This is a genomic window from Komagataeibacter diospyri, from assembly GCF_043995075.1.
Lineage (GTDB): Bacteria > Pseudomonadota > Alphaproteobacteria > Acetobacterales > Acetobacteraceae > Komagataeibacter > Komagataeibacter diospyri.
Genome location: NZ_CP171836.1, coordinates 687256 through 710892 on the forward strand (window position 1 = coordinate 687256; position 23637 = coordinate 710892).

Here is a 23637-nt window from a genome sequence, read left to right on the forward strand (position 1 = left end):
CAAAAATCACACCCACCCGCCCATGTGGGGCGGAAAGGGGCAGGTGTGCGGGCAAACTCGACAGCCACGGAAAAAATCATTGAAAATACAGGGGGAATGCGGATCTCCCAATTTTTTCCACAGGGTTATCTTTCTCCCTATCCCCGGAATCTGTGGATAAAGCGGGGCGGTTGCCCGAACGCCAGCAAACCCATATTCCTGAGAATAACCTGCTGATAAATGATAAAAATTTCTGGATGCCTCTTTTTGAAAAAAACGGCGTCTTCCGAAGCTGTTTGGAAACAGTTTCACCAAAAAACCAGGTGATTTCTTCAATCAGTGTCAATGATACCGGCAGGGCTGGTTGATGACCGGCTCATTAGCGGACTGGATAACCATTAGCGTCACTGGCCCTTTGCCGACATTGCCTGCGTCATGCCCCTTCTGGCCCCGGTACCGGCCGGTTTCCATGGGACGCACGCCCTGATCCTCGCCAAACAGGATATCGCCCGGCCCCATTTCCACCCGCGTGCCATCCATGGCGCGCACATACCACCGGCCCTGCAATGGCACGATCCACTGCGGCTTGGGGTCGGGGTGCCATGTACCGTTCCAGTGCGCGGGCTGCACCGTCACCATAACGGTCGCGACCTGCGGTTCCATCGGGTCCTGCCATTGCGGTCCTGCGGGCGGAGACATGCTTTTGAGGAAGAAGTCATGCACCGGGCAGGTGGTGATGTGGCTGATCCCCCTGTCATCGGTCCATAAATGTCGGTACGACCGCTGTGGTGGTCCGGGCTGCGTGGTATCAGGCAGGACGGCGGGTCGGGGGGATGCAGGGGGCACGGCGGCCATGACAGGTACAGTACCCAGCAGGGTGACAAGGGCGGCGGACAATGCGGTGGCGCGCGGGAACATCGGGGGCCTCCGTAACAGTTGAAGAAAAAAGGGGCATGGTCAGTGCATGGGGGCGGCGTTCCCGTAGGTCAGGCGGTATATGGCGCCCGACAGGTCATCGCTGATCAGCATGCTGCCATCGGGCAGGGGCAGGACATCGGCCGGACGGCCCCATGCCCGCTGCCCCTGCCGGAAGCCGCTGACCAGTACGGTGGGCGGCTGTGGCCGGTTTTCCGCGTTAAAGCTGACACTGACCACCTGATAGCCCGATAGCTGGCTGCGGTTCCATGACCCGTGTTCGGCAATCATCAGGCTGCCGTGATAGGCTGCGGGAAATGCCATGCCTTCATAAAACCGTAGCCCAAGGGCCGCGACATGGGCACCCAGCAGCAGGGCGGGAGGGGTGAATTCGCTGCATGGATGAAGGCTGCCAAACTGCGGATCGGGCACGTTGCCCTGATGGCAGTAGGGATAGCCGAAGGACTGCCCCGATACGTCCACCCGGTTCAGTTCATCGGATGGCACGTCATCGCCCATGTTGTCGCGGCCGTTATCGGTAAACCACATGACCCCGGTGCCCGGTTGCCACGTGAAACCCACCGAGTTACGGATACCGTACGCAACGTCGTGGCGGTCCGTGCCATTGGCGTTCATGGAAATGATGCGCCCGAATTCGTGGCCCACGTCACATATGTTGCACGGCGCGCCAATGGGGACATACAGGCGGTTATCCGGCCCGAAAGCGATGAATTTCCACGAATGGTCTCCGGCGCGGTAGGGCAGGTCATCGGCCACGACCTCCGGCTTTGGCGGTGCATCCAGATGGTCCTCGATATCGCGCAGCACGACAATGCGCCGCATGTCGGACACATACAGGTCACCATCGTGGTAGGCCACGCCCACCGGCAGGTCCAGCCCGTGGGCGATGGTCTGCACCCGCACCGTACCCCCATCATCAACCCCGCTCAGGGCATAGACGTTGCCCGCCGCCATGCTGCCGACGAATATGGTGCCGCGTGCGCCACGTGCCATTTCACGCGCACTGGGCACATGATCGGACACCACGCTGACATGAAATCCCGGTGGCACCTGCAACAGGTCCGTGCGCGGGGCCGCCATGGCAGCCATGGCCGGGACCAGCAGGGCCGCGACAGTGACGGCGGTCCGCATGAAGGCTGCGGGGATACGGGGCATCGGGTTGCTCCCTGGTGCGGCGGGCATGGTCACGAGACAAGCTGGCGGATACGTTCGGCCAGCGCCGTGGCGGAATACGGCTTGCGCTCCACCGGGACATCACGCAGGTCGGGAGGGATCATGGTGCGGTCGGCATAGCCGGTGGCGAAAATGAAAGGCACGCCGCGCGCACGCAGCATATGCGCGATCTCGATCGAGTTTTCATCGCCAAGGTTGACATCCAGTATCGCGACATCGGGCACGCGGGTGCGGATGGCGGTCAGGGCTTCATATACCGATGCCACGGTGCGGACCTGCCCCAGATTGCTTTCCTCGATCGCCCATTCGGCTTCCATCGCAATCAGGAACTGGTCCTCAACCAGCAGGATATCGGCGTCGGTCACTTTCTTCTCCTTTCCCGGCGTGGGGGATGTGGCGGGGGTGGCCGCGTCCTGCGCCTGTACTGGCGGGGCGGGGTTTACGTGGCGGGCAGGCAGGTCCAGAACCACCTCCAGCCCGCCAGGGCTATAGTTGACGTGCGCGCGTCCCCCCAGTTCATGCGGGAAGCCACGCTCGATCAGGACGGAGCCGAAGCCCCGGCGCGCGGGGGGCGCGATACCCGGTCCCCCGCTTTCGCGCCATGAAATACGCCACCCATCCGCCACCGCGTCATGCGACCACGTAATGTCCAGCCGCCCACCCGCATGGGCCAGCGCACCATATTTGACGGCGTTGGTGGCCAGTTCATGCACCACCAGCGCCAGAACCGACAGGGCGCGGCCCGTCAGCCAGACGGGCGGCCCGTCGCAGGTGATGAAACAACGTTCGCGATAGGGGGCAAGTTCCGCATCCAGCAGCGCGCGCAGCAGGCCGCCGCCCTCGCTGCGCACCGCCTGGTCATGCGCCAGCGCCAGCGCGCGGATGCGCCCGCGCAGCCGTTCGGCATGGCCTTCGACCGTGCCCCCGGGTTCCAGCGGCTGGCTGACCAGCGACTGCACCACCGACAGGATGTTCTTGACGCGGTGGTTCAGTTCCTCGTTCAGCATGCGCTGACGCAGATCGGCGGTGGCGCGTTCGTTCAGCTGCAGCTGGTGGTACGCGCCCATCACCTCGATCAGGGCGGAACGGACAAGGGTCGCCGCCTCCATGTCGTCACTCGACCATGGCAGGCATTCGCCCATGACCTGCTGGGTCCAGATGGCAAAGCTGGTGCGCGGGCCGAAATACCCGTCCTCGGCCTGCTTGCGGGGGCGGGCAGTGGGGTCCGCGCCCCATTTCAGGGTGCGGACCACCTCGCGCCGGAACACCAGCAGGTAGTCGCCCGGCTGCGAGGAAATCGGAACGACCATCACCCCTGCCGCCTGCGCCGCGTAATCCGCCGCCATGGGAATATGCGCCGCAAGCCGGGTGGTATGCCAGATCTGCGCGCCAGCATACGTGCGGGCCAGCGCTAGCAGGTCGTCCATCGCTCCGGGTGGGGGATGCGCGCCATGCAGAGTCCATTGCCCCCCGACCCACAGCGCCGCCCCGTCGCACTGCACGAATGACAGCATGTCCGTCAGGTGCGACGTAAGGTAGGCGGGCATGTCCGCCACCGGGGCCGCCCCCTTCAGCAGCGTTTCGATCAGGGCATGCGTCTGCCGCGTCATGGCCAGGCGCTTGGTGCGCAGCAAGTTGGTGATCTGCAGCGAGAGGAATTCGCCAAACATGCGCGCCACGATCCGATGGCTCATGTTCAGTACGCGCGCGCTGTAATGGTGCCCTGCGATCATGCCCCACAGCCGCCCGTCCACCATGAGCGAGACGGACACGCACCCCGCCACCCCCATCGTGCGCAGGTAGTCGGCATGGCTGGTGGTGGCGGCCCGCAGGTGGGCGTGCGACAGGTCGGGGGGCGCCATGCCAGGGGGCGAGATGATGGGAATGGGGGTACCGTCCACGTCACCGATCACGCGGATCAGGTTGGTGCTGTACAGCCTGCGGGCGGGATCGGGAATGTCGCTGGCGGGAAAATGCTGTCCCAGGAAGCTTTCAAGGTTGGGGACGTGATATTCCGCCGCGACTTCGCCCGATCCGTCCTCGGCAAAGCGGTAGAGCATCACGCGGTCGTAATGCAGCACCCCGGCAAACAGCCGGACCACGGTGCGGAACAGGCGGTCGAAATCCGTGATTTCGCGTATCCGGTCGATCATGGTGCGCAGCAGCGACAGGTGCGCGCCATCCCCATCCGGGTCGGCGGAAGGTTCCCATTCCAGCAGGATATCCGACCCGGCGGTATGGATGGCAATGTCATAGCGCCTGCCATCCGGCGCTTCCTGCCCGAAGACAAGGGCGGGCCGGCGGTGGGCTTCCCCATGGGTGGCAAGGGCGTTGCGGATGCTGTGGGTGGCCTGCCGCCCCACGACATCGCGCAGCAGCAGGCCCCCTGTCAGCCCTTCGCGCCCGAGACAGCGCGGCGCATTGGCGGACCAGCGCACGATGCGTTCCAGCCGCGCGTCACATGCCAGCAGCCACCCGTGGGGCTGGATATGGTCGATGGCCATTTTCATGATGCCGCGCGTGCCCCGGGCAGGGGGACGGCATGCGACAGCCCGGAAATGCCGGTTGCCATCACCTCCGCCTGATCGGCCCGTGTCAGTGTCATGCCTGCTCCTGCCATGGCCGGGGCGGGTGCAGGCCGCACCTTGCCAGCCGGGGTTACGCCGCCCCGCATGGTCCCGGTGGGGGCGCATGATGGAAGGCAGGACAGCATACCCCCATGCCACGTGGCGCGACAGCTTACTTTTACACACCTCACTTTTATGTAAATTCGCGCGGCCATCACCTGTCCCGCCCATGGGCTGCCCTGCAACAGGGGTGAATACATGAATGCATAATACAATATTTTATATTTACTTCCATATACCTTTTCTTAACCCCTTCATGTGCATGAAACATCATGCTGGCTGTCGCTTATTGCAGTGCCCCGGACGGTTTCGGACCGGGGTCACATTTCAGCTTCATCCCCGTTCGTTTCCAGTCAGCAGGAGACCAGCAGCCCGATGCCCCGCGACATGATAGATGACATGCAGGTAACCGTCCTTCCTGCACTGGAACAGACCATCCTTGGTGTTGTCCTGATTGATGAAAACAACACCGTAACCTTTTTCAACCGTGCGGCGGAAAGGTTGTGGCACTGCGCGCGCCAGGACGTGATCGGGCGCAACGTCAACGTGCTGGTGCCGCGCAACATCCGTTCCACTCATGACGACCTGATCCGCCACAACCGCGAAACCGGGATCAACAAGATCGTCGGCACCAGCCGCGAGGTGCTGGTGGAACGGCTGGATGGCACCAGTTTCTGGGCCAACCTGTCGCTGTCGCGCATCGCGGTGGATGGCAAGATCGGCTATATGGCGCTGATCCGCGACATTTCACAGGAAGTGGACGACCGCGAAAAGATCCGCCTGCTGTCGCTGGTGGTGCGTGAAACCGACCGAGGAGTTGCCATCCTGGACCCGGAATTCCGCATCATCTATGTCAACCGCGCTTTCAGCGACATGTTCGGTTTTGGCCCCGAACGGGTGACGGGGCATGGTCTGTCTGTCATCCTGGCGGGGGATACGACGGATATCGGCATCCTGAACAAGCTGCATGAAGGCGCGCGCAACGCCCGTGGCTTCACACTGGAAATCCGCGCCCGTCACGCCAGCGGCCGCGACATATGGGTATCGGCGGCGATGAACCCCGTGTTCAGCGAAAGTGGCGAGATCGAGAACATTGTCGTTGTCCTGACCGACATTACCGAACAGCATTTCCTGGACAGCCTGCAGCGCGATACGCTGGAGGCGATATCAAGTGACCTGAGCCTGCATGAAGTCATGGACTTCATCTGCCGCCGCATCGAACATTATATCCCCGACGTCATGCCCGCCATCTACCTGGTGGAAAAGGACGAACACCTGAAATGCAAGGGCCGTGCCAGCCTGCCGCTGTCGCTGGTCAAGCTGTATGACACGCTGCCCATAGGCGACGGCGCCGCATGTTCAGGCATTGCCGCCGCCACCGGCAATGTGACCGAATGTAGCGACATCGCCCATGACCCAAGCTGGCAGCACTTGCGTGAACAGACGCTGCATAACGGCATCAAGACCGCGCGCGCCACCCCCATCATCCTGCGCAACAACCGAGTGGCGGGGGTGTTCACGTGCTATTCACGCACCGACATGCTGCCCGATGCGGCCTGCCAGAAGGCGGTGGCCACCAGTCTGCACCTGTGCACGCTGGCCATTGAACGGCACGAGGCGAAGGAACACATCAACCGCCTGTCGGATTTCGATCTGCTGACCAGCCTGCCCAACCGCCGCTGGCTACGTCAGAACATGGCCCGCATGCTGCGCCGCCACGTGCGCGGCAACCTGATGCTGCTGACCGTTGGGGTGGACAATTTCAAGCATATCAATGATGTGTTCGGCCATACGGCGGGCGATGAACTGATTGCCCATATCGCCAGCCAGCTGCGTGACGTGCTGACCATTGATGACACGCTGGTGCGCAGCGGGGGGGACCAGTTCACTATCGTCACCAATGGCGAACAGCAGCATGCCTCCACGCTGAGCGCCATGATCCTGCGCGTGCTGGGCCAGCCCACCCATATCGGCGCGGTACCGGTCAGTCTGTCCGCCAGTCTGGGTGTGGCCGTCCACCCCGAAAATGGCGAGGACGGGGACACCCTGCTGAAAAATGCCGAAACCGCCATGTTCCAGGCCAAGGCGAATGGCGGGGGGCATTGCTGCTTCTTCAGCCCGCGCATGAACCAGCAGGCCAGTGACCGGCTGATCCTGGCTGCGGCCCTGCGCGACGCCATTACTCACGACCGGCTGCGCCTGTTCTACCAGCCGCAGGTCCATGCCCGTAGCGGCCAACTGTACGGGGTGGAGGCGCTGTCACGCTGGATCGACCCGTCACTGGGCTTCGTTTCCCCCGCGCGGTTCATTACCGTGGCGGAGGAAACCGGACAGATCGAGGCCATTGGCAAATGGTCCCTGCGCGCGGCCTGCATGCAGATGGCGCACTGGATGCGCGATGGGGTGGATGTGCCGGTGGTGTCGGTCAACCTGTCGCCGCTGCATTTCCGTGACGAAACGCTGCCCGAATTCGTGGACAAGCTGCTGAAGGAAACCGGTATTCCGCCCGAACGCCTGACGATCGAAATTACCGAAAGCACCATGATCGACAATTACGAACGCACCATCCGCGTGGCGCAGAAGCTGCGGGAAATGGGGGTTGGCATGTCGATGGATGATTTCGGTACCGGGTTCTCCAGCCTATCCAACCTTGCGGGCCTGCCGGTGAACGAGGTCAAGATCGACCGGAGCTTCATGACGGGTCTGGAAAGCATTGAGAAGGTCCGTGCCGTGGTCATGGCCGTGGTCCGCATTGGCCAAAGCCTTGGCATGACCGTGGTGGCCGAAGGCGTCGAGCACGAGGAACAGCGCCGTCTTCTGGCGGAAATGGATTGCGACGTGCTGCAGGGGTACATGTTCTCCAAGCCGCTGCCGGCGGAAGAACTTGCGGCATGGTTTTCCGCCTATCAGCCTGAATCCTGACGGTTTTCAGGGCGATGGCGCACAGGGATGGCTGCACCCTGCCACCTTCGTGATCCACAACCCGCCATGGCCGTGACCGGGCAGAGCGTCGGGCAGGGTAATGCTGATGCCGTGAATACTTCACGCATGTGCTGCCTCGCTCCCTTTTCCCACCAGACCTGCGACAGAATTATCCGTCGTCGCCCGTGCCGCCACCGGCGACAGGGCAGGGGACAGGCCAGCGCCCGGCAGACGCATGGAAAACCGAAATCCGTGCCGGTCACATCATCCGCGCATTCGGTAATTTTTTTCCTGCATTGATATGCGGCCGGTCTGAATTTCCCGTTCGTTGTCAGTCCGTATCGTCGTGCCGGGATGGCTGCGATATATCCGACAGGTTATGGCATCCGCCGCGCCAACGCGGTAACACGCACATACAGCGTCAACTTATGCGAACAGGGAAAGCCGCACCGTGAACATTGATGGCCATATCGTCCTGCCAGACCGGGTCATGCCGGGTCGTGTCGTGTTCGATACCTCAATTACTGACGTGCGGCCCCTGTCGCACAATGTGCCCGACCGCTACATCCTGCCCGGTTTCATTGACGGCCATGTTCACGGTGGCGGTGGGGCCGACACCATGGATGGCCCGATGGCAATCCGGAACATGGCCATGTTCCATATGGCGCAGGGTACCACCACGCTGCTGCCCACCACCATGACCGCCCCATGGTCGGACATAACCGAGACCCTGTATGCGGTAGCCGATATCCTGCGCAACGGTGCCTTTGGCGGTCCCAGCATTCCCGGCGCGCATCTGGAAGGGCCCTTCATCAATCCCCACCGGCGTGGCGCGCAACCCGCGCATACCCTGCCGCCCACGCCCGCGCGGGTCAGTGCGGTGATCCGGACCGGGGCGGTAAAGCTGGTGACGCTGGCGCCGGAAGTGGAACATGCCGATACCGCCATCCAGCAGTTCGTGCAGGCGGGCATACGGGTCAATATCGGCCATACGCAGGCCGATCATGAACAGGCCGAACGCGCCATCTGTCGCATATGCGGCGGCGGGGGCGTGGCTGGTGGCACGCATATGTTCAACGCCATGCCGCCGGTCATGGCGCGCGCGCCGGGGCCGGCCACGGCGCTGATGTGCAGCGAGGACGCCTATGCCGAGATGATTTTCGACACCCATCACGTTCATCCTGCCCTGTTCCGCCTTGCGCACCGGGTCATGGGGCGACGGCTGGTTTTTGTGACCGATGCAATGCGCGCCACCGGCATGGGTGATGGCCCCAGTTCGCTGGGGGGGCAGGATGTGATGGTGCTTGACGGTGTGGCGCGCCTGCAGGACGGGACGCTTGCGGGTAGCGTGCTGACACTGGATCAGGCCCTGCGTAACGCCATACAGGCCGGGGCGTCCCTGCCGCAGGCGGCAGCCCTGGTCAGCACGCATGCCGCCAACTGGCTGGGACTGCATGACCGTGGCGTCATCATGCATGGGCGTCGCGCGGACATGGTGGTGATGGGGCCGGATCTGACGGTACAGGAAGTCTGGGTCGCGGGCCGCCGTAGCGCCTGATACAGATAAAAGTTTGTGGTGAAGCTTTTTTCAGAAAGCCTCGAAGAACGGGGCACCCAGAGACTTTTATTATTTTCTGTCAATCAATTATCGCCTGCCGATCCATGTCCATCACCGACATCTGACCTTGAGTGACCGCACGACACGGACAGGAACGGCCTGATGCTGCATCTGGCACGGACTGCTACATGTGACAGCGGAAATGCGCAACGCCGACGGTTAAGATCACGGGGCGCATTTCCGCTGGCCCGATGGGGTGGAGCGGCCTAATACTCATTCCCGCTGCATCAACGGATCAAGGATCACTTCAGGCCCGATGGCCCCCGATATCGCTTACCATTCCCTCAGGGCCGTCCCATGTCCCGGCTGGAACTGACAACGTGCCAGGAACGCGCGCTGGCGGAGATCCTGACCGCGCGCGAAACCTGCGCCACGCATCTGCTGACCGGTTATGCCGGGACGGGCAAGACCACGCTCATGCAGCGCGTTGCCCGTGCGTTGCGCAAACAGGGGGCAGAGGTTGTCTTTACCGCCGCAACCCACAAGGCCACTGCCGTGCTGAAGGCGCGCGTGGGCAACCTTGCCCCCTGCCGGACCATCCATAACGTCCTGTCGCTGCAGCCCGGCACGCAGGATGGCGGGCGTGAGGTGCTGCAGCGCGCCGATCGGCCCGAACCGATCACGGCCGATGTCATCATTATTGACGAATGTTCCATGGTGGGGTCAGAACTCATGCGCTGGGTGCGCGAACTGGTGCCCGACCGTTTCGTGCTGTTTGTGGGCGATCCCGCACAACTGCCGCCAGTGGGGGAGGCGATCAGCCCGTCCTTCGCCATCCGCTCGGCCTCGCATCTGGAAACGGTGGTACGGCAGGCGGCGGGCAACCCGCTGGTCGCCGCTGCGACAACCATACGCGAAAGTCAGGGCGGCCCGCTGGACTGGTCATGGTGCCGCGCCAATCACCACGGGGGGGCTGGCCTCTTCCTGCCCCGTGAACCCGATACGTGGATGCAGCGTGCCTTCACATCCGATGAATTCCGCACCGACAGCGATGCGTTCCGATACCTGTGCTGGACCAATGCACGGGTGGAGGCGGTCAACCGCATGGTGCGCCGGTGGGTGTATGGGGGTGAGACACCAACCCCTTTTGTCACGGGTGAACGCGTGATTGCCCGCGCGCCGGTCATGGATGTGGAGGGGCGGCGCGTTGTCGTCGCCACCAATGAGGAAGCGGAAGTCATCGACATCCGCCCCACCATCCTGCGCCATGCCTTTCCCGCCACGTCAAAGGTCGCGGGCTGGACCACGGAACTGCCGGTGCATGACGTGGTGCTGCGCACCCTGACGGGGGAGGAAGTGCCCGTGCCGATCCTGCGGCCCGGCGCGGACATGGCCGGTGTCGAACGCCGCCTGCGGCGCGAGGCGGCGGAAGAACGCGCGCGCTGGCAGCACCGTTTCGTATTCCGCCGCGGTATCGGGCGGCTGCAGGCGGTCTATGCCATGACCGTGCATACCGCACAGGGCAGCACGTTCGGGCGCGTGTTCGTGGATATAGGTGACATCACCCGCCGGGCCGCGACAAACGTGCTGGAAACGCAGCAACTGCTATATGTAGCGGCGACGCGCCCGTCCACCGCCCTGATCCTGACGGGCCTGCCCGGTCATCCACCCCCAGGAAAGGGCTGAGACCGGCCCATGCTCGTGCGCCGGAATATCTCGTGTCGAATGATTTTATGGATATTGATACGTCGGACAGATAGAAAATATTTCAAACTGTGTATTGATGCCGCGCGGTCGACGCTCAACATATGTTGATATCATAAGGAGTTATTCACCATGAGCGAACATCGCGTTCCCCATGCCGCCGGTTCCATCCATGATCTGGTACGCAAGGCCACCCATTCTCCCGCCATCATGACAAAGGCGGAAACCATCCGTCTGGCCGAACACGTCCTGAAGGGTGGCGAGCACGCCACGGAAGAAGAGCAGGCCATCGCCAGGCAGGCAGCACTGGATCCCGAAGGTGTCAATGCTGCTGAAATCGCGCTTCTGGGCAAGTGTGCGGCAGCGAAAAAATAAGTCGCCGGTTCTGACATGACGACAAAGGGGCGGGTACGCAGGGCGCGTGCCCGCTCCTTTGCGTTTCCGGGCCGCATCCGCATGTAACTGACCCGATGGATTGCATCACCCCATCGAACCGGTGCGCAAACATCATGCTCTTCCGGTTGTACCCCCGTGCAGGCATCCGCACCATTTAGCATCCGTATTGCACAACCTGTTGAGACGACTCTTTCGGCACGATCCGTTTTTTTTGCCCATGACGGGAGGATTTCCTACGATCCGATGGTCGCGAGATCGTGTGCGGCATAGGGCACCCTGACACGTGACCGTGATTTTGACCGACCGAAGGCAATTTTTTTCATATGCCTGCGGCATATCGTACCAGAATATTCCAAAACAATTCATGACACTTTCATGAATTGTTAAATTATCCATGCGATATTCATGGCTCATGCTCACCGCGTGAAAGGCATACCGATCAGCATGCGCCAGGCCACCTGCAAGGTATTGGCTGGCGTAAGTAAAAATAGAAAATCGTGACCGCCTGTCCCGATACGGGGGGCACCATTATTTGACCAGACCGGCCTTTTACACTGACCACGCGGGTGTAGGCAGGCCGCCCGAATCCCATCCTTACCGGGTAGGGACACCGGGCACCCAGATCGCACCGGGCGCATTGAACCCGGTTGCAACAGGCGAGGCAACCGTACTGGCACCGTACCCAGCGGGCAATATGCTCCTGCGGTGCAAGGGGAGACGAACTGCGCGATTCATTCCCGGACGGGGCGCGGAAAACCGGGGCAGGCATCCGATAGCCACCGGCCGGAGACGGTAACGTAACCGTAACCTGGCCTGGTTCATGGCGTGGACGGGATGGGGGACGTATCTAGCCCGTACCGCTCATGTCCGGCAGTGCAGGCTGGCGGCCCGGACCACACCATTGCAGGTGCGTTGTGACACAAGTCCGTGTAGCGGAATACTTACAGCGCAGGCTGCAGCAGTCATCCGACAGTTACACAAAAATATAAGGCGTACGGGAAAATAAACAATTCCGTTTGTTTATTCTGCATATATTTTACAAATTAACTTATGGCGAAAATATGTCTTTAATCAGAACTGTCGCAGTCCTGTCGGGAACAGAAAAAGATAAAAATGTCCTTAACGCAGCCTCATAATCCTTTAGCCGGAGCGGAACGCCATTATGCGGACCGGCAGGAATTCATGACGGAAAGTACGCCCGCCAGCATGCATTTCCATGTGGTGAGTGGCGGGGCGCGCCTGTTCAAGTCACTTCCTGACGGACGGCGGCAGATTATCGGTTTTGCCCATAAGGGGGATGTACTGCCCGCCTATCCCTGTAATCATTATGGCTACAGCGCCGAAGCCATGCGCACGCTGCGGGTGGTGTGCATGCCGGCACCCTACCTGCGGCACCTGCATGAAACGTCACCCGACGCATGCGCCGCATCACTGCATACCGCCCGCCAGCTACTGATCGGGCTGCATAACCGGCTGCTGATGCTGGGGCGGCAGACGGCGCGCGAACGGCTGGCCGCCTTCCTGATCGGGCAGGGGACCCGCATGGGGCAGAATGAACTGTGGCCCGTCGACCCGGCCATTTCCCGCACCGACATAGCCGATTTCCTTGGTCTGACCACCGAAACTGTCAGCCGCCTGCTCAGCACGTTCCACCGGGAGAAGCTTATTTCCCGGCAGCGGCGCGCCATACACATCCTCGACCTAGACCGCCTGCGCGCGATCGTGGCCCATTCCGAATGACAGCGAAGAAAGACAGCCCGCAGATGCCCGAGATCACAGCCCTGACTACCGAAATCCTGTTGCCCGCGCTGGAACAGGCAATCGACGCCACGGTCATCATCGGCCAGGATAACGAGATCATTTTCTACAATCAGGCGGCGGAATCATTATGGGGCATTCCACGCGCCGATGTCATGGGCCGTAACGTGGACTGCCTGGTGCCCGTGCGCCTGCGCCATGAACATGACCGTTATATCGATCGCAATCGTGAAAGCGGTCACAACCGCATTGTCGGCACGTCGCGCGAAGTTGAATTCACGCGCGCGGATGGCGAATATATCTGCGGTGAACTGTCACTGTCGAAGGTACAGATCGATCAAGACGGCCGGAAGCTGACCTATTACATGGGCGTGATGAAGAACGTCACGGAAGAAAGCCAGCGCCGCAAGATCCTGATCCTGCAGAACGATGTGCTGCAGGCACTGGCCAGTGACATGCTGATACAGGATATCGGTGAACTGATCTGCCGCAAGGTCGAAGCCTTCGTGCCCAATTCTGTCGCCGCCCTGCTGGTGCTGGATGATGCGCAGCCGTGGCGGGTGATCTGCACGTCTGCCCTGCCGCCGCGTATCCGCAATGCGCTGGAAACCACCGTGCCGTCCCCTTCCGATGTGGAAAAGCTGAAGGCCAACGCGTCCTATACCGGTCGGCTGGTGTGGGACAATTACCAGTCCATGTGCCGTTCACTGGGGCTGCAGTCCTGTTACGCCGCCCCCGTGCTGGCGGGTGACGGACGGATAACGGGCATTTTCGCGCTGTACCTGCGTGAACCCAACCAGCTTGGCGCATGGCCACAGCGGCTGGTCGGGTCGTGCCTGCCGTTCTGCGCGCTGGCGCTGGAACAGCATGCCACCAAGACGCACATGACCCAGCTTGCGCGTTATGATTCCCTGACCGGCCTGCTGAACCGTGGCGCACTGCACCGGGTAATGGAAGACATCATTGCCCAGCCGGGCAACCGGACGCTGGCGATCTTCATGCTGGATATCGACCGTTTCCGCGATATCAACGACGCGCTGGGTCATGTCTATGCTGACCAGTTCCTGGTCGAGATCGCAGCCCGCATCCGCTCCATCGCCCGTGATGATTACGTCATCAGCCGCTCCGGCGGGGATGAATTCGTGGTGGTGGTGCCCGACTGCGAAGGCAAGCGGATCGAGGAAATCGCCCAGCAGCTTCTGGACACCATCGGCCGCCCGCTGCAGATCGGCCAGAACACGCTCTCCATTTCATGCTCGATCGGCATAAGTACGTTCCCGTCCAACGGGCCGGACAGTGAATCGCTGCTCAGCCATGCCGACACCGCCATGCGTCAGGCCAAGGAAGACGGGCGCGGCATCTTCCGCTTCGCCAACCTGGAAAAGAACCAGGTGGCGCAGGACCGGCTGGTGCTGGGCTCCGCGCTGCGTGATTCGCTGGCGCAGGGTATGCTGCAGCTGCATTACCAGCCGCAGGTGCGCACGCATACGCTGGAACTCAGCGGGGTGGAGGCCCTGTCGCGGTGGCACCATCCGCATCTTGGTAACATCTTCCCCTCCCGCTTCATTGCCGTGGCGGAGGAAACCGGACAGATCGAGGCCATTGGCCGGTGGTCACTGCTGGAAGCCTGCCGCCAGATCGTGAAATGGGACCGCGACGGCATCCATGTCCCCACCGTTGCGGTCAACCTGTCGGCGGTGCATTTCCGTAACCGCGCGCTGCCTGAACACATCGCAACCCTGCTGAAGGACCATGACCTGAAGCCTGCGCGCCTGACGGTGGAAATCACCGAAAGCGTGATGATGGACAACAGCCGCGATACCGAGGAAGTGCTGCAATCCATCCGCAACCTTGGCTGTGGCCTGTCGATGGATGATTTCGGCACAGGGTATTCGTCCCTGTCGCGGCTGACGCGCCTGCCGCTGACGGAAATCAAGATCGACCGCAGCTTCATCAACGACTTTGAATACGACACCAACGCGCAGGCGGTGACCATGGCCGTGATCGGCATCGGTTCGCGCCTGGGCATGACCGTCGTGACCGAAGGGGTCGAGACGGAACAGCAGCGCGAACTGCTGGAAAAACTGAACTGTGACGTGATGCAGGGTTACCTGTTTGCCAAGCCGCTGGCCCCGAAGGACCTGGAACAGTGGGTCCGCAAGGGGGGCGCACCTGCCGTTATCCGTAACATCGAAGCTGCCCGCGCCAAGGCGCGCGCTGCCGGGGCGTCATCCTCCCAGCCATTAAAGAATACCGAAAAACAGCCTGCCCCCACCACAGAGGCAACCGCCACCGCAGCCACGCAGTCCCCCGCTGCCAAAGCCAGGTCCTGATCCATTCAAGGCGAAAGACGGAGCAACGCCATGTCACTCAAACACGATGATCGCCTGCGCGCGCTAACCCACAAGGATTCCGATTTCTGGGCCGATGTGGTGGACAATGTCCTGATCGTCGCCATTACGGATGTGCGTGGCGTGATTACCTACGTCAATGACCGCTTCTGTGAGATCAGCCGCTACCCGCGTGAGGAACTGCTCGGCTCGACGCACCGGATCGTCAATTCGGGGTATCATGATGCCAGCTTCTTCAGGCAGATGTACCGCACCATCCGGTCAGGGGAAATCTGGCGCGGCAACATATGCAACCGTGCGAAGGACGGGACGCTGTACTGGGTGGCGACGACCATCATGCCCAAGCACAACTCGCTTGGCGCGGTCGAGGGCTATGTCGCGACCCGTTTCGAGATTACCGAGTTGATGAACACCCGTGACCGGCTGAAGTCACTGGCGGCGACCGACCCGCTGACGGGACTGTTCAACCGTGGCGGCTTCAACACCGTGCTGCAGGCGGCGGTGGAGGAGAAAGCCCGCAACATCACCCGTGAAATCATGCTGGTCATGTTCGACCTTGATGGTTTCAAGCAGATCAACGACATTCACGGTCACCATGCCGGTGACGTGGTACTGAAAACCATTTCGCACCGGCTGCTGGAACTGGTCAGCCCGCAGGACGCGGTATGTCGACTGGGTGGGGATGAATTTGCGCTTATCCTCAACCACACGTTGCTGGCCACGCCGCTGGACACAATGCTGGAACGGCTGCTGGCGGCACTTGAAGCGCCGATCGAGGTCGGCAATACCATGGTCAACGTATCGGGCAGCATTGGCGTATGCCCGATCGCTAGCCAGGAAAGTGCTGAATCCCTGCAGAAAAATGCGGATATCGCGCTGTATGCCGCCAAGCGCGCGGGCGGCCATCAGTCGCGGATGTTCGACATCACCCTGCACCAGCATGCCCTTGAGCGCGCTCAGATCCTGACCGATGCGCGTGATGGCGTGGAAAAAGACCAGTTCGAGCTGTATTACCAGCCGATCCTGAACCTTGCGACCGGCAGGTGCGACCAGATCGAGGCGCTGCTGCGCTGGCACCACCCCATGCGCGGACTACTGGCGGCGGAAAGCTTCCGTGACGTATTTCTTGATGCGACACTGGCGCAGGCCATGAGTCCGCGGCTGGTGAAGTCGTTCCAGAATGACATGCGGCTGTGGAATACCAGCCTTTCAAGTTATCCCAACCTGACCATTAATCTCTCGCGGCTCGACCTGCTCAATATCGGGTTCCAGAACGATCTGGAAGCCGAGATAAAGCGGCAGGGCGGCACCGCCAGTGATTATGTGCTGGAAATATCGGAAAGCGTGCTGGCGGGGCGCCGGTCGGATCGCGTGCTGCTGCGGTTGCAGGAACTGGCCAATCTGGGCTTCCAGCTGACACTGGATGATTTTGGGCAGGCCACGCTGCCGATCGCGGTGCTGCGCGATATCCGGTTCACGCAGGCCAAGATTTCACGCCACCTGGTGGTCAATATCGAACACAGCCAGGCGGCGCGCGACGTGATTGCCCATCTGACGGGACTTGCTCATGCCTTCGGGCTGAGTGTGACCGTAACCGGGGTGGAAACCAAGGGGCAGATGGATATCCTGACTGCCATGAAAGTGGACAGAATTCAGGGTTTTTACATTTCCCCCCCTATTTCTGCCGCAAATCTGGTGTTGGCGGAGCACATCCTTGCGCCAGATCATTCCGAAGTCGCGTTGCAGGCGTCATGAGGTACCATGCGCCTGACACTTTATACGGATTATTCCATTCGCACCCTCGTCTACCTGGGACAGAATCCGGGCAGGCGCGTTGCGATTCAGGAAATTGCCGATGCCCACGGAATTTCACAAAGCCACCTGGTCAAGGTGGTCAACCGCCTGTCCAATAATGGCATCGTCCTTGCGCGGCGGGGCCGCAGCGGGGGGCTGGAACTGGCGGCGGCGGCACATGAGATTTTCATTGGTGACATCGTAAGGCTGATGGAAGCCGATCTGAATACGATCGTGACCTGTGTACCGGGTAAAGGGCAGCCCTGCATACTGGTGGATGCCTGCCGTCTGCGGGGCCTGTTCGCCAAATCACTGAACGCCTTCATGGCCGTACTGGACCGTGTGACCTTGCATGATCTCATAATGGAGCATAAAAAATATTAATTCGTGGCAAGAAGAATAATTCTTGATTTTTTATTTGCATACCGCATAGAGATTAATTTGGAAACGAAACAAAATCGGCTCCTTTATATCGGTTCGTTATAATCTATGCTTATGATGTGATAAAAATAAGTTATGTGACAGGCGGCAGTGTGGTTTCCTGTTGCAGTGCGTACCAATACGGTCTTTTTTACCCTATGGTAATATCGTCACCATGTCTGACCACAGGATATCCATGTCCTATCTGTTGCAACACTGGACCATGCCTACCATTCGGGCCGGGAACCGTTACATCGCCATGACAGGTCTATATGATAACCGGAATGGGGAGGCCGTAAACAGCATATCATGCGTCTGACCCTTCATACCGATTACGCCATTCGCGTGCTTGTCTATCTGGCGTGCAATGCAGACAGGCGCGTATCCGTGCACGAGATTTCCAGCCATCACAACATCTCCCATAACCATCTGGTCAAGGTCGTCAACCGCCTGTCCAACGAAGGGGTAGTGCAGGCGCGTCGTGGCCGGTCGGGTGGGCTGCAACTGCCCCGCCAGCCACAGGACATCATTATCGGGGATATCGTACGCCTGATGGAAACGGACATGCTTTCCGTCGTGTCGTGCCAGCCAGAAAACGGCCAGCCCTGCGTACTGGCGGACATGTGCCGCCTGCGTCGCCTGCTGTCCCAGTCACTGGAGGCCTTCCTGCATGTGCTGGACCGCACAACGCTGCACGATATCATACCAGACAGGATATAACCGGTTCGGCATGATGCAATGAAGCATTGCCACCAACGAACTATATATGGTATTATACAATCAATACATATCGTTCATTCCATTCTGTTGATAAAATAAATTTATTAACAGATAAATATTTTTCATACATGCAAAATTATGTCTTTTGTAGTTGAAATAACAACAATCCTGCAGTTTCCTGCGTACAAACACGGAAGAACGCCATATCTGACAAGCCGGAATTCAGGCCCTATACCCATCCCGCCGGTAGGTGGGGGCGGCGAACGCCACCGCACGCGTGCTGATGGAACAGAGCTTACTGGTCAAGGGGGTCGCGCGCACTTCTGTCCATGAATTACCCGGACGGCTTCAATTGCCCAAACTGCGCATGGCCGGACCCCGATCGTGAAAAGACGCTGAAGATGTGGGCCGCCACAACGCCGTGGGACAAGCTGGGGGGCCGGATTGCGGACGGCATGGATTTTGGGCGCAGGTTCTGCGTGATTGTCAGCCGGTGTTCGTATGAAAGGATGCACAAGGCGATCATGGCGGGCATGCCGGAACTGGTGGCGGTAACAGCGCCCACGGCGCGCGCGTTGCGGGTAGCGGGAGGGATGCGGGGCTGTACCTGATCGCACCTGCGCGCGACAGGTCCGTAATGGTTCCCGATCTGGTCATGGATAAGTAAAAAAAATATTTCGTGTGCAAGCACAGCAGGTCTGGATTCCAAATACGTCATGCTGGGACCTGTTTTCTGGCGGAATACTTACAACCCTGAAACAATAGTAATAAAGTCGTGACCAAGCTCGCGATTTCGTTTTTTCGCGTTTAACAGGCGCGGGATTAGCCTCCGCTGCATGATACTGGAGGAACATCCATTATGTCTGCTTTTATGAAACCGCAGAGCGCCGCAGGATGGGCGACGCTTTTACTTGCGGTCATCATCATCCTGCTGGGCCTGCCACTGGTATACATGGGCGCTGAACTCGCGTTCCTGGGTGGCTCGCTTTATTACGTCGTCTGCGGCCTGGTGGTGACGGCCGCGGGTGTGCTGATGGCCATGGGTCGGCCAGTGGGCGGCCTGCTTTACCTTGGGGCCTGCGCCTTTACGTGGCTGTGGGCATTCTGGGAAGTGGGCTTTGACGGCTGGGGACTGCTGCCGCGCGTATTCGGCCCAACCCTGCTGGCCATTGGCGTGGCGCTGTGCCTGCCGGTGCTGCGGCGTGCTGACCACGCACGCACAACCCATGTGCGGGAGGTCGCATAATGTCCAATACTCCAATGCTGCGCACCCTGCTGCTGGGCGCCACCATCATTGCCGGTACCGCAGGCGCAGGTGCCCTGGCGCAGGTGCCTCCTGCCGACCAGCCACCCGGTAGCGGCAATGCCACCGTTGCCCCCGGCACGCCCACACCGCCGACGGACGCGTTTTCCGCCCCGTCGCCCAACAGCCCGCAGGCGCCGGGCGTCAACGCCGCCAACATTCCCGACGGTCCGCCTGCAGAACCCAGCGAGGCCACGCCGATGGTCGAGCAGGTTACGGCCAGCCCCGCGCATGATGACTGGCCCGGCTACGGGCGCGATGACCGGGCGACGCGTTTCTCGCCACTGGACCAGATCACGCCGTCCAATGTCAGCCACCTGAAACGTGCCTTCATCTACCATACCGGCAGCAAGCCGGGGCCGGGGCAGGTGAACAAATGGGCTGCCGAGACCACGCCCATCAAGGTGGGTGACGGGCTGTACATGTGTTCCGCGCTGAACGACATGATGCGTATCGATCCGGCCACGGGCAAGGAAGTCTGGCACTTCCACGCCAATGAGAAATACGAGAGCATTCCGTATACGGCGGCGTGCAAGGCGGTGGTGTACTACACGTCCTCCACCGTGCCTGAAGGCGAGCACTGCCACCACCGTATCCTCGAAGCCACGCTGGATGAACGCCTGATCGAGGTGGACAGCGAGGACGGCAAGGTGTGCGAGGGCTTCGGCTGGCACGGCATGGTCAACCTGATGAAGGGGATGGGTGAATCCGTGCCCGGATTCGTGGCCGAAACCGCGCCGCCGCCGATCGTCAATGGTGCGATCATCACCAATCAGGAAATCCTTGACGGCCAGCGCCGCTGGGCGCCGTCGGGTGTAATCCGTGGATATGACGCAGAAACCGGGCGCTTCCTGTGGGCATGGGATGTCAACCGTCCGCATGAACATGGCGAGCCGAAGGAAGGCGAGCATTACAGCCGTGGCACCCCCAATTCCTGGGCCGCGATGATTGGTGACAACGCGCTGGGGCTGGTTTACGTGCCTACCGGCAACTCGGCCGCTGATTACTACAGCGCCATGCGCAGCCCGGAGGAAAACAAGGTGTCCTCCGCCGTTGTCGCGATTGACGTGAAAACGGGCGAACCGCGCTGGGTGTTCCAGACCGTGCATAAGGATGTGTGGGATTACGACATCGGGTCGCAGCCTACGCTGATGGACTTTACCAAGCCTGATGGCAGCACGGTGCCCGCGCTGATCATGCCCACCAAGCGTGGCCAGACCTTCGTGCTGGACCGCCGCACGGGTGAGCCGGTGCTGCCGGTGGAAGAACGGCCCGCGCCCTCGCCAGGCATGGTGCCGGGTGATACGCGCGCGCCGACGCAACCATGGTCGGTCGGCATGCCGCGTCTGGGCTTCGCGCCGCTGAAGGAAGCTGACATGTGGGGCATGTCCCCCATTGACCAGCTGTACTGCCGCCTGAAATACCGCCGTGCGCATTATGTGGGTGAGTTCACGCCGCCCAGCATCGACAAGCCGTGGCTGGAATATCCCGGCTATAATGGTGGATCTGACTGGGGCAGTGTCGCGTATGATGAAAAGACCGGCATCCTGATCGCCAACTGGAACAACACGCCCATGTATGACCAGCTGGTCAGCCGCAAGAAGGCGGACAAGCTGGGGCTGATGCCGGTGGATGATCCCAACTACAAACCCGGCGGCGGTGGTGCCGAAGGGGCAGGGGCCATGGCGGAAACGCCGTATGGTATCGTCGTCTCGCCGTTCTGGGATGAATATACGGGCATGATGTGCAACCGGCCGCCCTATGGCATGATTACCGCCATCGACATGCACACGCAGAAGGTCCTGTGGCAGCACCCGCTGGGTAGCGCGCGTGCCAATGGGCCGTTCGGCCTGCCCACCCACCTGCCGCTGACCATAGGCACGCCCAACAACGGTGGCCCGGTCATTACTGCTGGTGGCCTGATCTTTGTTGCGGCAACGACCGACAACATGATCCATGCCTTCGACATCCATACTGGCCGTGAAGTCTGGAACGATGTCCTGCCCGGTGGCGGACAGGCAACGCCCATGACGTATGAATACAAGGGCAAGCAGTACGTCGCCATCATGGCCGGTGGCCACCACTTCATGATGACGCCGGTCACTGATGACCTGGTGGTCTATGCTCTTGATAACGTGAACTGACCTTACCCGTCATATTCGGGCTGACCCGACCGGGGCCGCATCGTTGCGGTCCCGGTTTTTTTATGCGCGCCTGCGGCATGCTGACGATTTATTATGAAATAAAATAACGTAACATATATTTATTCATTAAATGAGATTGACGGATTGTGACAATTTTATGTAGGCCGGTCATTCAATGCATAAAAATGGATGACGGCAATTAAGATTCATAAAAGAGCATTGTATATCTCTATCATTGGTATCATTTACTTTTTGTTAGAGTTTTACATTGCATGTCATTCAGACGGTAACCATCCGTATCACTTTGTAATACAGACATGCCTGCTGCCGCTTCTGTTTTTTAACTTTGGCCGCATTGGCAGCATGTGTCTCAACACCACGTTCGTGGTTCTGCTGGTCAGTAATTTCTATATTGCCCGTCTGTGTCAGGTTGTAACCGGCAACACGCTGGATGCGATCATGGGTACGAACCGGCACCTGACCATATCCATGATGGGTACGGTGCCCTGGCCTGCCTATGTGGCGGCGGCATTCATGCTGGCGGCGGTGGCCGTGCTGTCATGGCGGCTGGGGCGGTGGGACCGGCGCGCGGTCATGATCGCCATGGTGCCGCTGGTGCTGACGGGGGCCTATAATACATGGAAGCTGTATGCCACATGGCCGTTCCGCACCGCGCAATGGAACGATATCGGGGGGCTGGACTATATCGCGGCCAACCTGCGTGACCATTCGCCGGGGGTAGTGGGAAACGCAACCTACTTCATCATCATGACGGCTGAACGGGCGGTGGACAAACGCTTTGTTGTCCGGCCCCACCCCAATACCGACCCGCAGGTAACCGGACGGCATCCGGGCAGAGTGCATAACATCATATTTGTCATGGGGGAGTCCTCGCTGGCGTCGCGCTATGGCATATATGGCTACGACAGACAGGACACCACGCCCAACCTGCGTAACATGCAGGCGCGGAAACAGATATGTGTACTGGAAAAAGCCCATTCCAATGCCAACCTGACCCGTTATGCCGTGCCCATGACATTTTCGTTCCAGATCCCCGAAATCCGGGAAAAGCTGTTTCAGGAAAAGAACCTGATCGAAATGGCGGGCGAAAATGGGTACAAGACCTTCTGGATCGCGTCACAGCCGGGGGAGGGACCATATGCCCGCCCGTATGGCTACCTGTCTGAATACAGCGACTATACCACCCGCCAAGACTATAATAACGAAACCAACGGCGTGAACTGGAAAGATGAGTCCATCATGCCCGTGCTGGCGGACAAGCTGCGGGATCCCGCACCGTACAAGCTGTATGTCGTGCATATCATGGGCAACCACCAGCAATATTCGGACAAGGCGAGCAGTGACGATATCGCAGCCCTTCCACATGCGGATGCATATGACCGGAGTATTCACCACACTGATGAGTTCGTTCGGCGGATCATGGCCATGGCCGCGTCGCAACTGGGTGATTACACGCTGATCTATACATCCGACCATGGGGAAGTCGTAGGTATGGGCCACGGTTACCAGTATGCCGGTTATGACCAGTATATCATTCCCATGATCATCCATGACACCAATGGTGTGGGCAATTATTGCGACATGGCTGAACAGATGCGTAACCGCGACGGGTATTATACCTCCATCATGAACAAGTACCTGCTGCTGGACATGCTGGGGTATGATGTGGACCCTGCCGCCATGGATGCGGTACGCAACAAGGACCATGTGCTGCATTCGGATTCCAAAATATACGATTACAGCAATCTGCCGACTGAACGGAACCGGCACTGAAGCAGCCACGGCGGGCCGGGGATAAAATGGTTTGTAGCGGATAATTTATTATAAAAAC

At 60.2% G+C, this 23637-nt stretch carries 17 protein-coding genes and 1 pseudogene; 14 read left to right on the forward strand and 4 right to left on the reverse strand.

The window, feature by feature from the left end; translation table 11 throughout:
• Positions 1–321 precede the first annotated feature (321 nt).
• From ACE2AA_RS03120 to ACE2AA_RS03135, 4 genes are read right to left on the reverse strand one after another with little or no spacing between them, the layout of a single operon-like run.
• Entirely contained in the window at positions 322–897 is a 576-nt protein-coding gene (locus ACE2AA_RS03120; protein ID WP_395371105.1) for a cupin domain-containing protein, read from the reverse strand.
• Positions 898–936: 39 nt separating this feature from the next.
• Positions 937–2070 carry a PQQ-dependent sugar dehydrogenase gene (locus ACE2AA_RS03125; protein ID WP_395371107.1) on the reverse strand — a complete coding sequence of 378 codons (1134 nt, stop codon included), beginning with the start codon at positions 2068–2070 and terminating at the stop codon, positions 937–939.
• 29 nt (positions 2071–2099) lie between these two features.
• On the reverse strand, positions 2100–4598 hold the full coding sequence (locus ACE2AA_RS03130) for an HWE histidine kinase domain-containing protein (protein ID WP_395371109.1): 2499 nt from the start codon (positions 4596–4598) through the stop codon (positions 2100–2102).
• Entirely contained in the window at positions 4595–4801 is a 207-nt protein-coding gene (locus ACE2AA_RS03135; RefSeq protein ID WP_395371111.1) for a hypothetical protein, read from the reverse strand. The genes ACE2AA_RS03130 and ACE2AA_RS03135 overlap by 4 nt, the downstream gene beginning before the upstream one ends.
• Before the next feature lie 289 nt (positions 4802–5090).
• Here ACE2AA_RS03135 and ACE2AA_RS03140 point away from each other — a divergent pair, with 289 nt between their 5' ends.
• The 14 genes and pseudogenes from ACE2AA_RS03140 (at position 5091) to ACE2AA_RS03205 (ending at position 23579) form a co-directional block, all read left to right on the forward strand.
• Complete coding sequence (locus ACE2AA_RS03140; protein WP_395371113.1) at positions 5091–7637, forward strand: EAL domain-containing protein; 2547 nt, start codon at positions 5091–5093, stop codon at positions 7635–7637.
• Positions 7638–8088: 451 nt separating this feature from the next.
• Positions 8089–9195, forward strand: a complete 1107-nt coding sequence (gene nagA, locus ACE2AA_RS03145; RefSeq protein WP_141299040.1) for an N-acetylglucosamine-6-phosphate deacetylase — start codon at positions 8089–8091, stop codon at positions 9193–9195.
• A 357-nt stretch (positions 9196–9552) separates the two neighbouring features.
• Complete coding sequence (locus tag ACE2AA_RS03150; protein WP_395371115.1) at positions 9553–10881, forward strand: ATP-dependent RecD-like DNA helicase; 1329 nt, start codon at positions 9553–9555, stop codon at positions 10879–10881.
• 150 nt (positions 10882–11031) lie between these two features.
• Positions 11032–11274, forward strand: coding sequence for a hypothetical protein (locus tag ACE2AA_RS03155; RefSeq protein ID WP_141259833.1), 243 nt, complete (start codon positions 11032–11034; stop codon positions 11272–11274).
• Between the two features lie 1134 nt (positions 11275–12408).
• Positions 12409–13035, forward strand: a complete 627-nt coding sequence (locus tag ACE2AA_RS03160; protein ID WP_141259834.1) for a Crp/Fnr family transcriptional regulator — start codon at positions 12409–12411, stop codon at positions 13033–13035.
• Positions 13032–15386, forward strand: coding sequence for an EAL domain-containing protein (locus ACE2AA_RS03165; RefSeq protein ID WP_395371117.1), 2355 nt, complete (start codon positions 13032–13034; stop codon positions 15384–15386). Before ACE2AA_RS03160 ends, ACE2AA_RS03165 begins: the two co-directional genes overlap by 4 nt.
• Positions 15387–15416: 30 nt before the next feature.
• Positions 15417–17159, forward strand: a complete 1743-nt coding sequence (locus ACE2AA_RS03170) for a bifunctional diguanylate cyclase/phosphodiesterase (RefSeq protein ID WP_141259836.1) — start codon at positions 15417–15419, stop codon at positions 17157–17159.
• 6 nt (positions 17160–17165) lie between these two features.
• Positions 17166–17582: an Rrf2 family transcriptional regulator gene (locus ACE2AA_RS03175; RefSeq protein ID WP_141259837.1), complete on the forward strand. Its 417-nt coding sequence runs from the start codon at positions 17166–17168 to the stop codon at positions 17580–17582.
• Between the two features lie 345 nt (positions 17583–17927).
• The gene (locus ACE2AA_RS03180; protein ID WP_141259838.1) at positions 17928–18338 is read left to right on the forward strand and encodes an Rrf2 family transcriptional regulator; all 411 of its coding nucleotides are present in this window, start codon (positions 17928–17930) and stop codon (positions 18336–18338) included.
• 203 nt (positions 18339–18541) lie between these two features.
• A pseudogene (locus tag ACE2AA_RS03185) lies at positions 18542–18739 on the forward strand (oxidoreductase); the annotation flags it as partial.
• Between the two features lie 54 nt (positions 18740–18793).
• Positions 18794–18949, forward strand: coding sequence for a formate dehydrogenase accessory sulfurtransferase FdhD (locus tag ACE2AA_RS03190; protein ID WP_395372106.1), 156 nt, complete (start codon positions 18794–18796; stop codon positions 18947–18949).
• A 248-nt stretch (positions 18950–19197) separates the two neighbouring features.
• Positions 19198–19584 carry a glycerol dehydrogenase gene (locus tag ACE2AA_RS03195; RefSeq protein WP_141259839.1) on the forward strand — a complete coding sequence of 129 codons (387 nt, stop codon included), beginning with the start codon at positions 19198–19200 and terminating at the stop codon, positions 19582–19584.
• Between the two features lie 14 nt (positions 19585–19598).
• Complete coding sequence (locus ACE2AA_RS03200) at positions 19599–21785, forward strand: pyrroloquinoline quinone-dependent dehydrogenase (RefSeq protein WP_141259886.1); 2187 nt, start codon at positions 19599–19601, stop codon at positions 21783–21785.
• Between the two features lie 363 nt (positions 21786–22148).
• Positions 22149–23579 carry a phosphoethanolamine transferase gene (locus tag ACE2AA_RS03205; RefSeq protein WP_395371120.1) on the forward strand — a complete coding sequence of 477 codons (1431 nt, stop codon included), beginning with the start codon at positions 22149–22151 and terminating at the stop codon, positions 23577–23579.
• Positions 23580–23637: the final 58 nt, after the last annotated feature.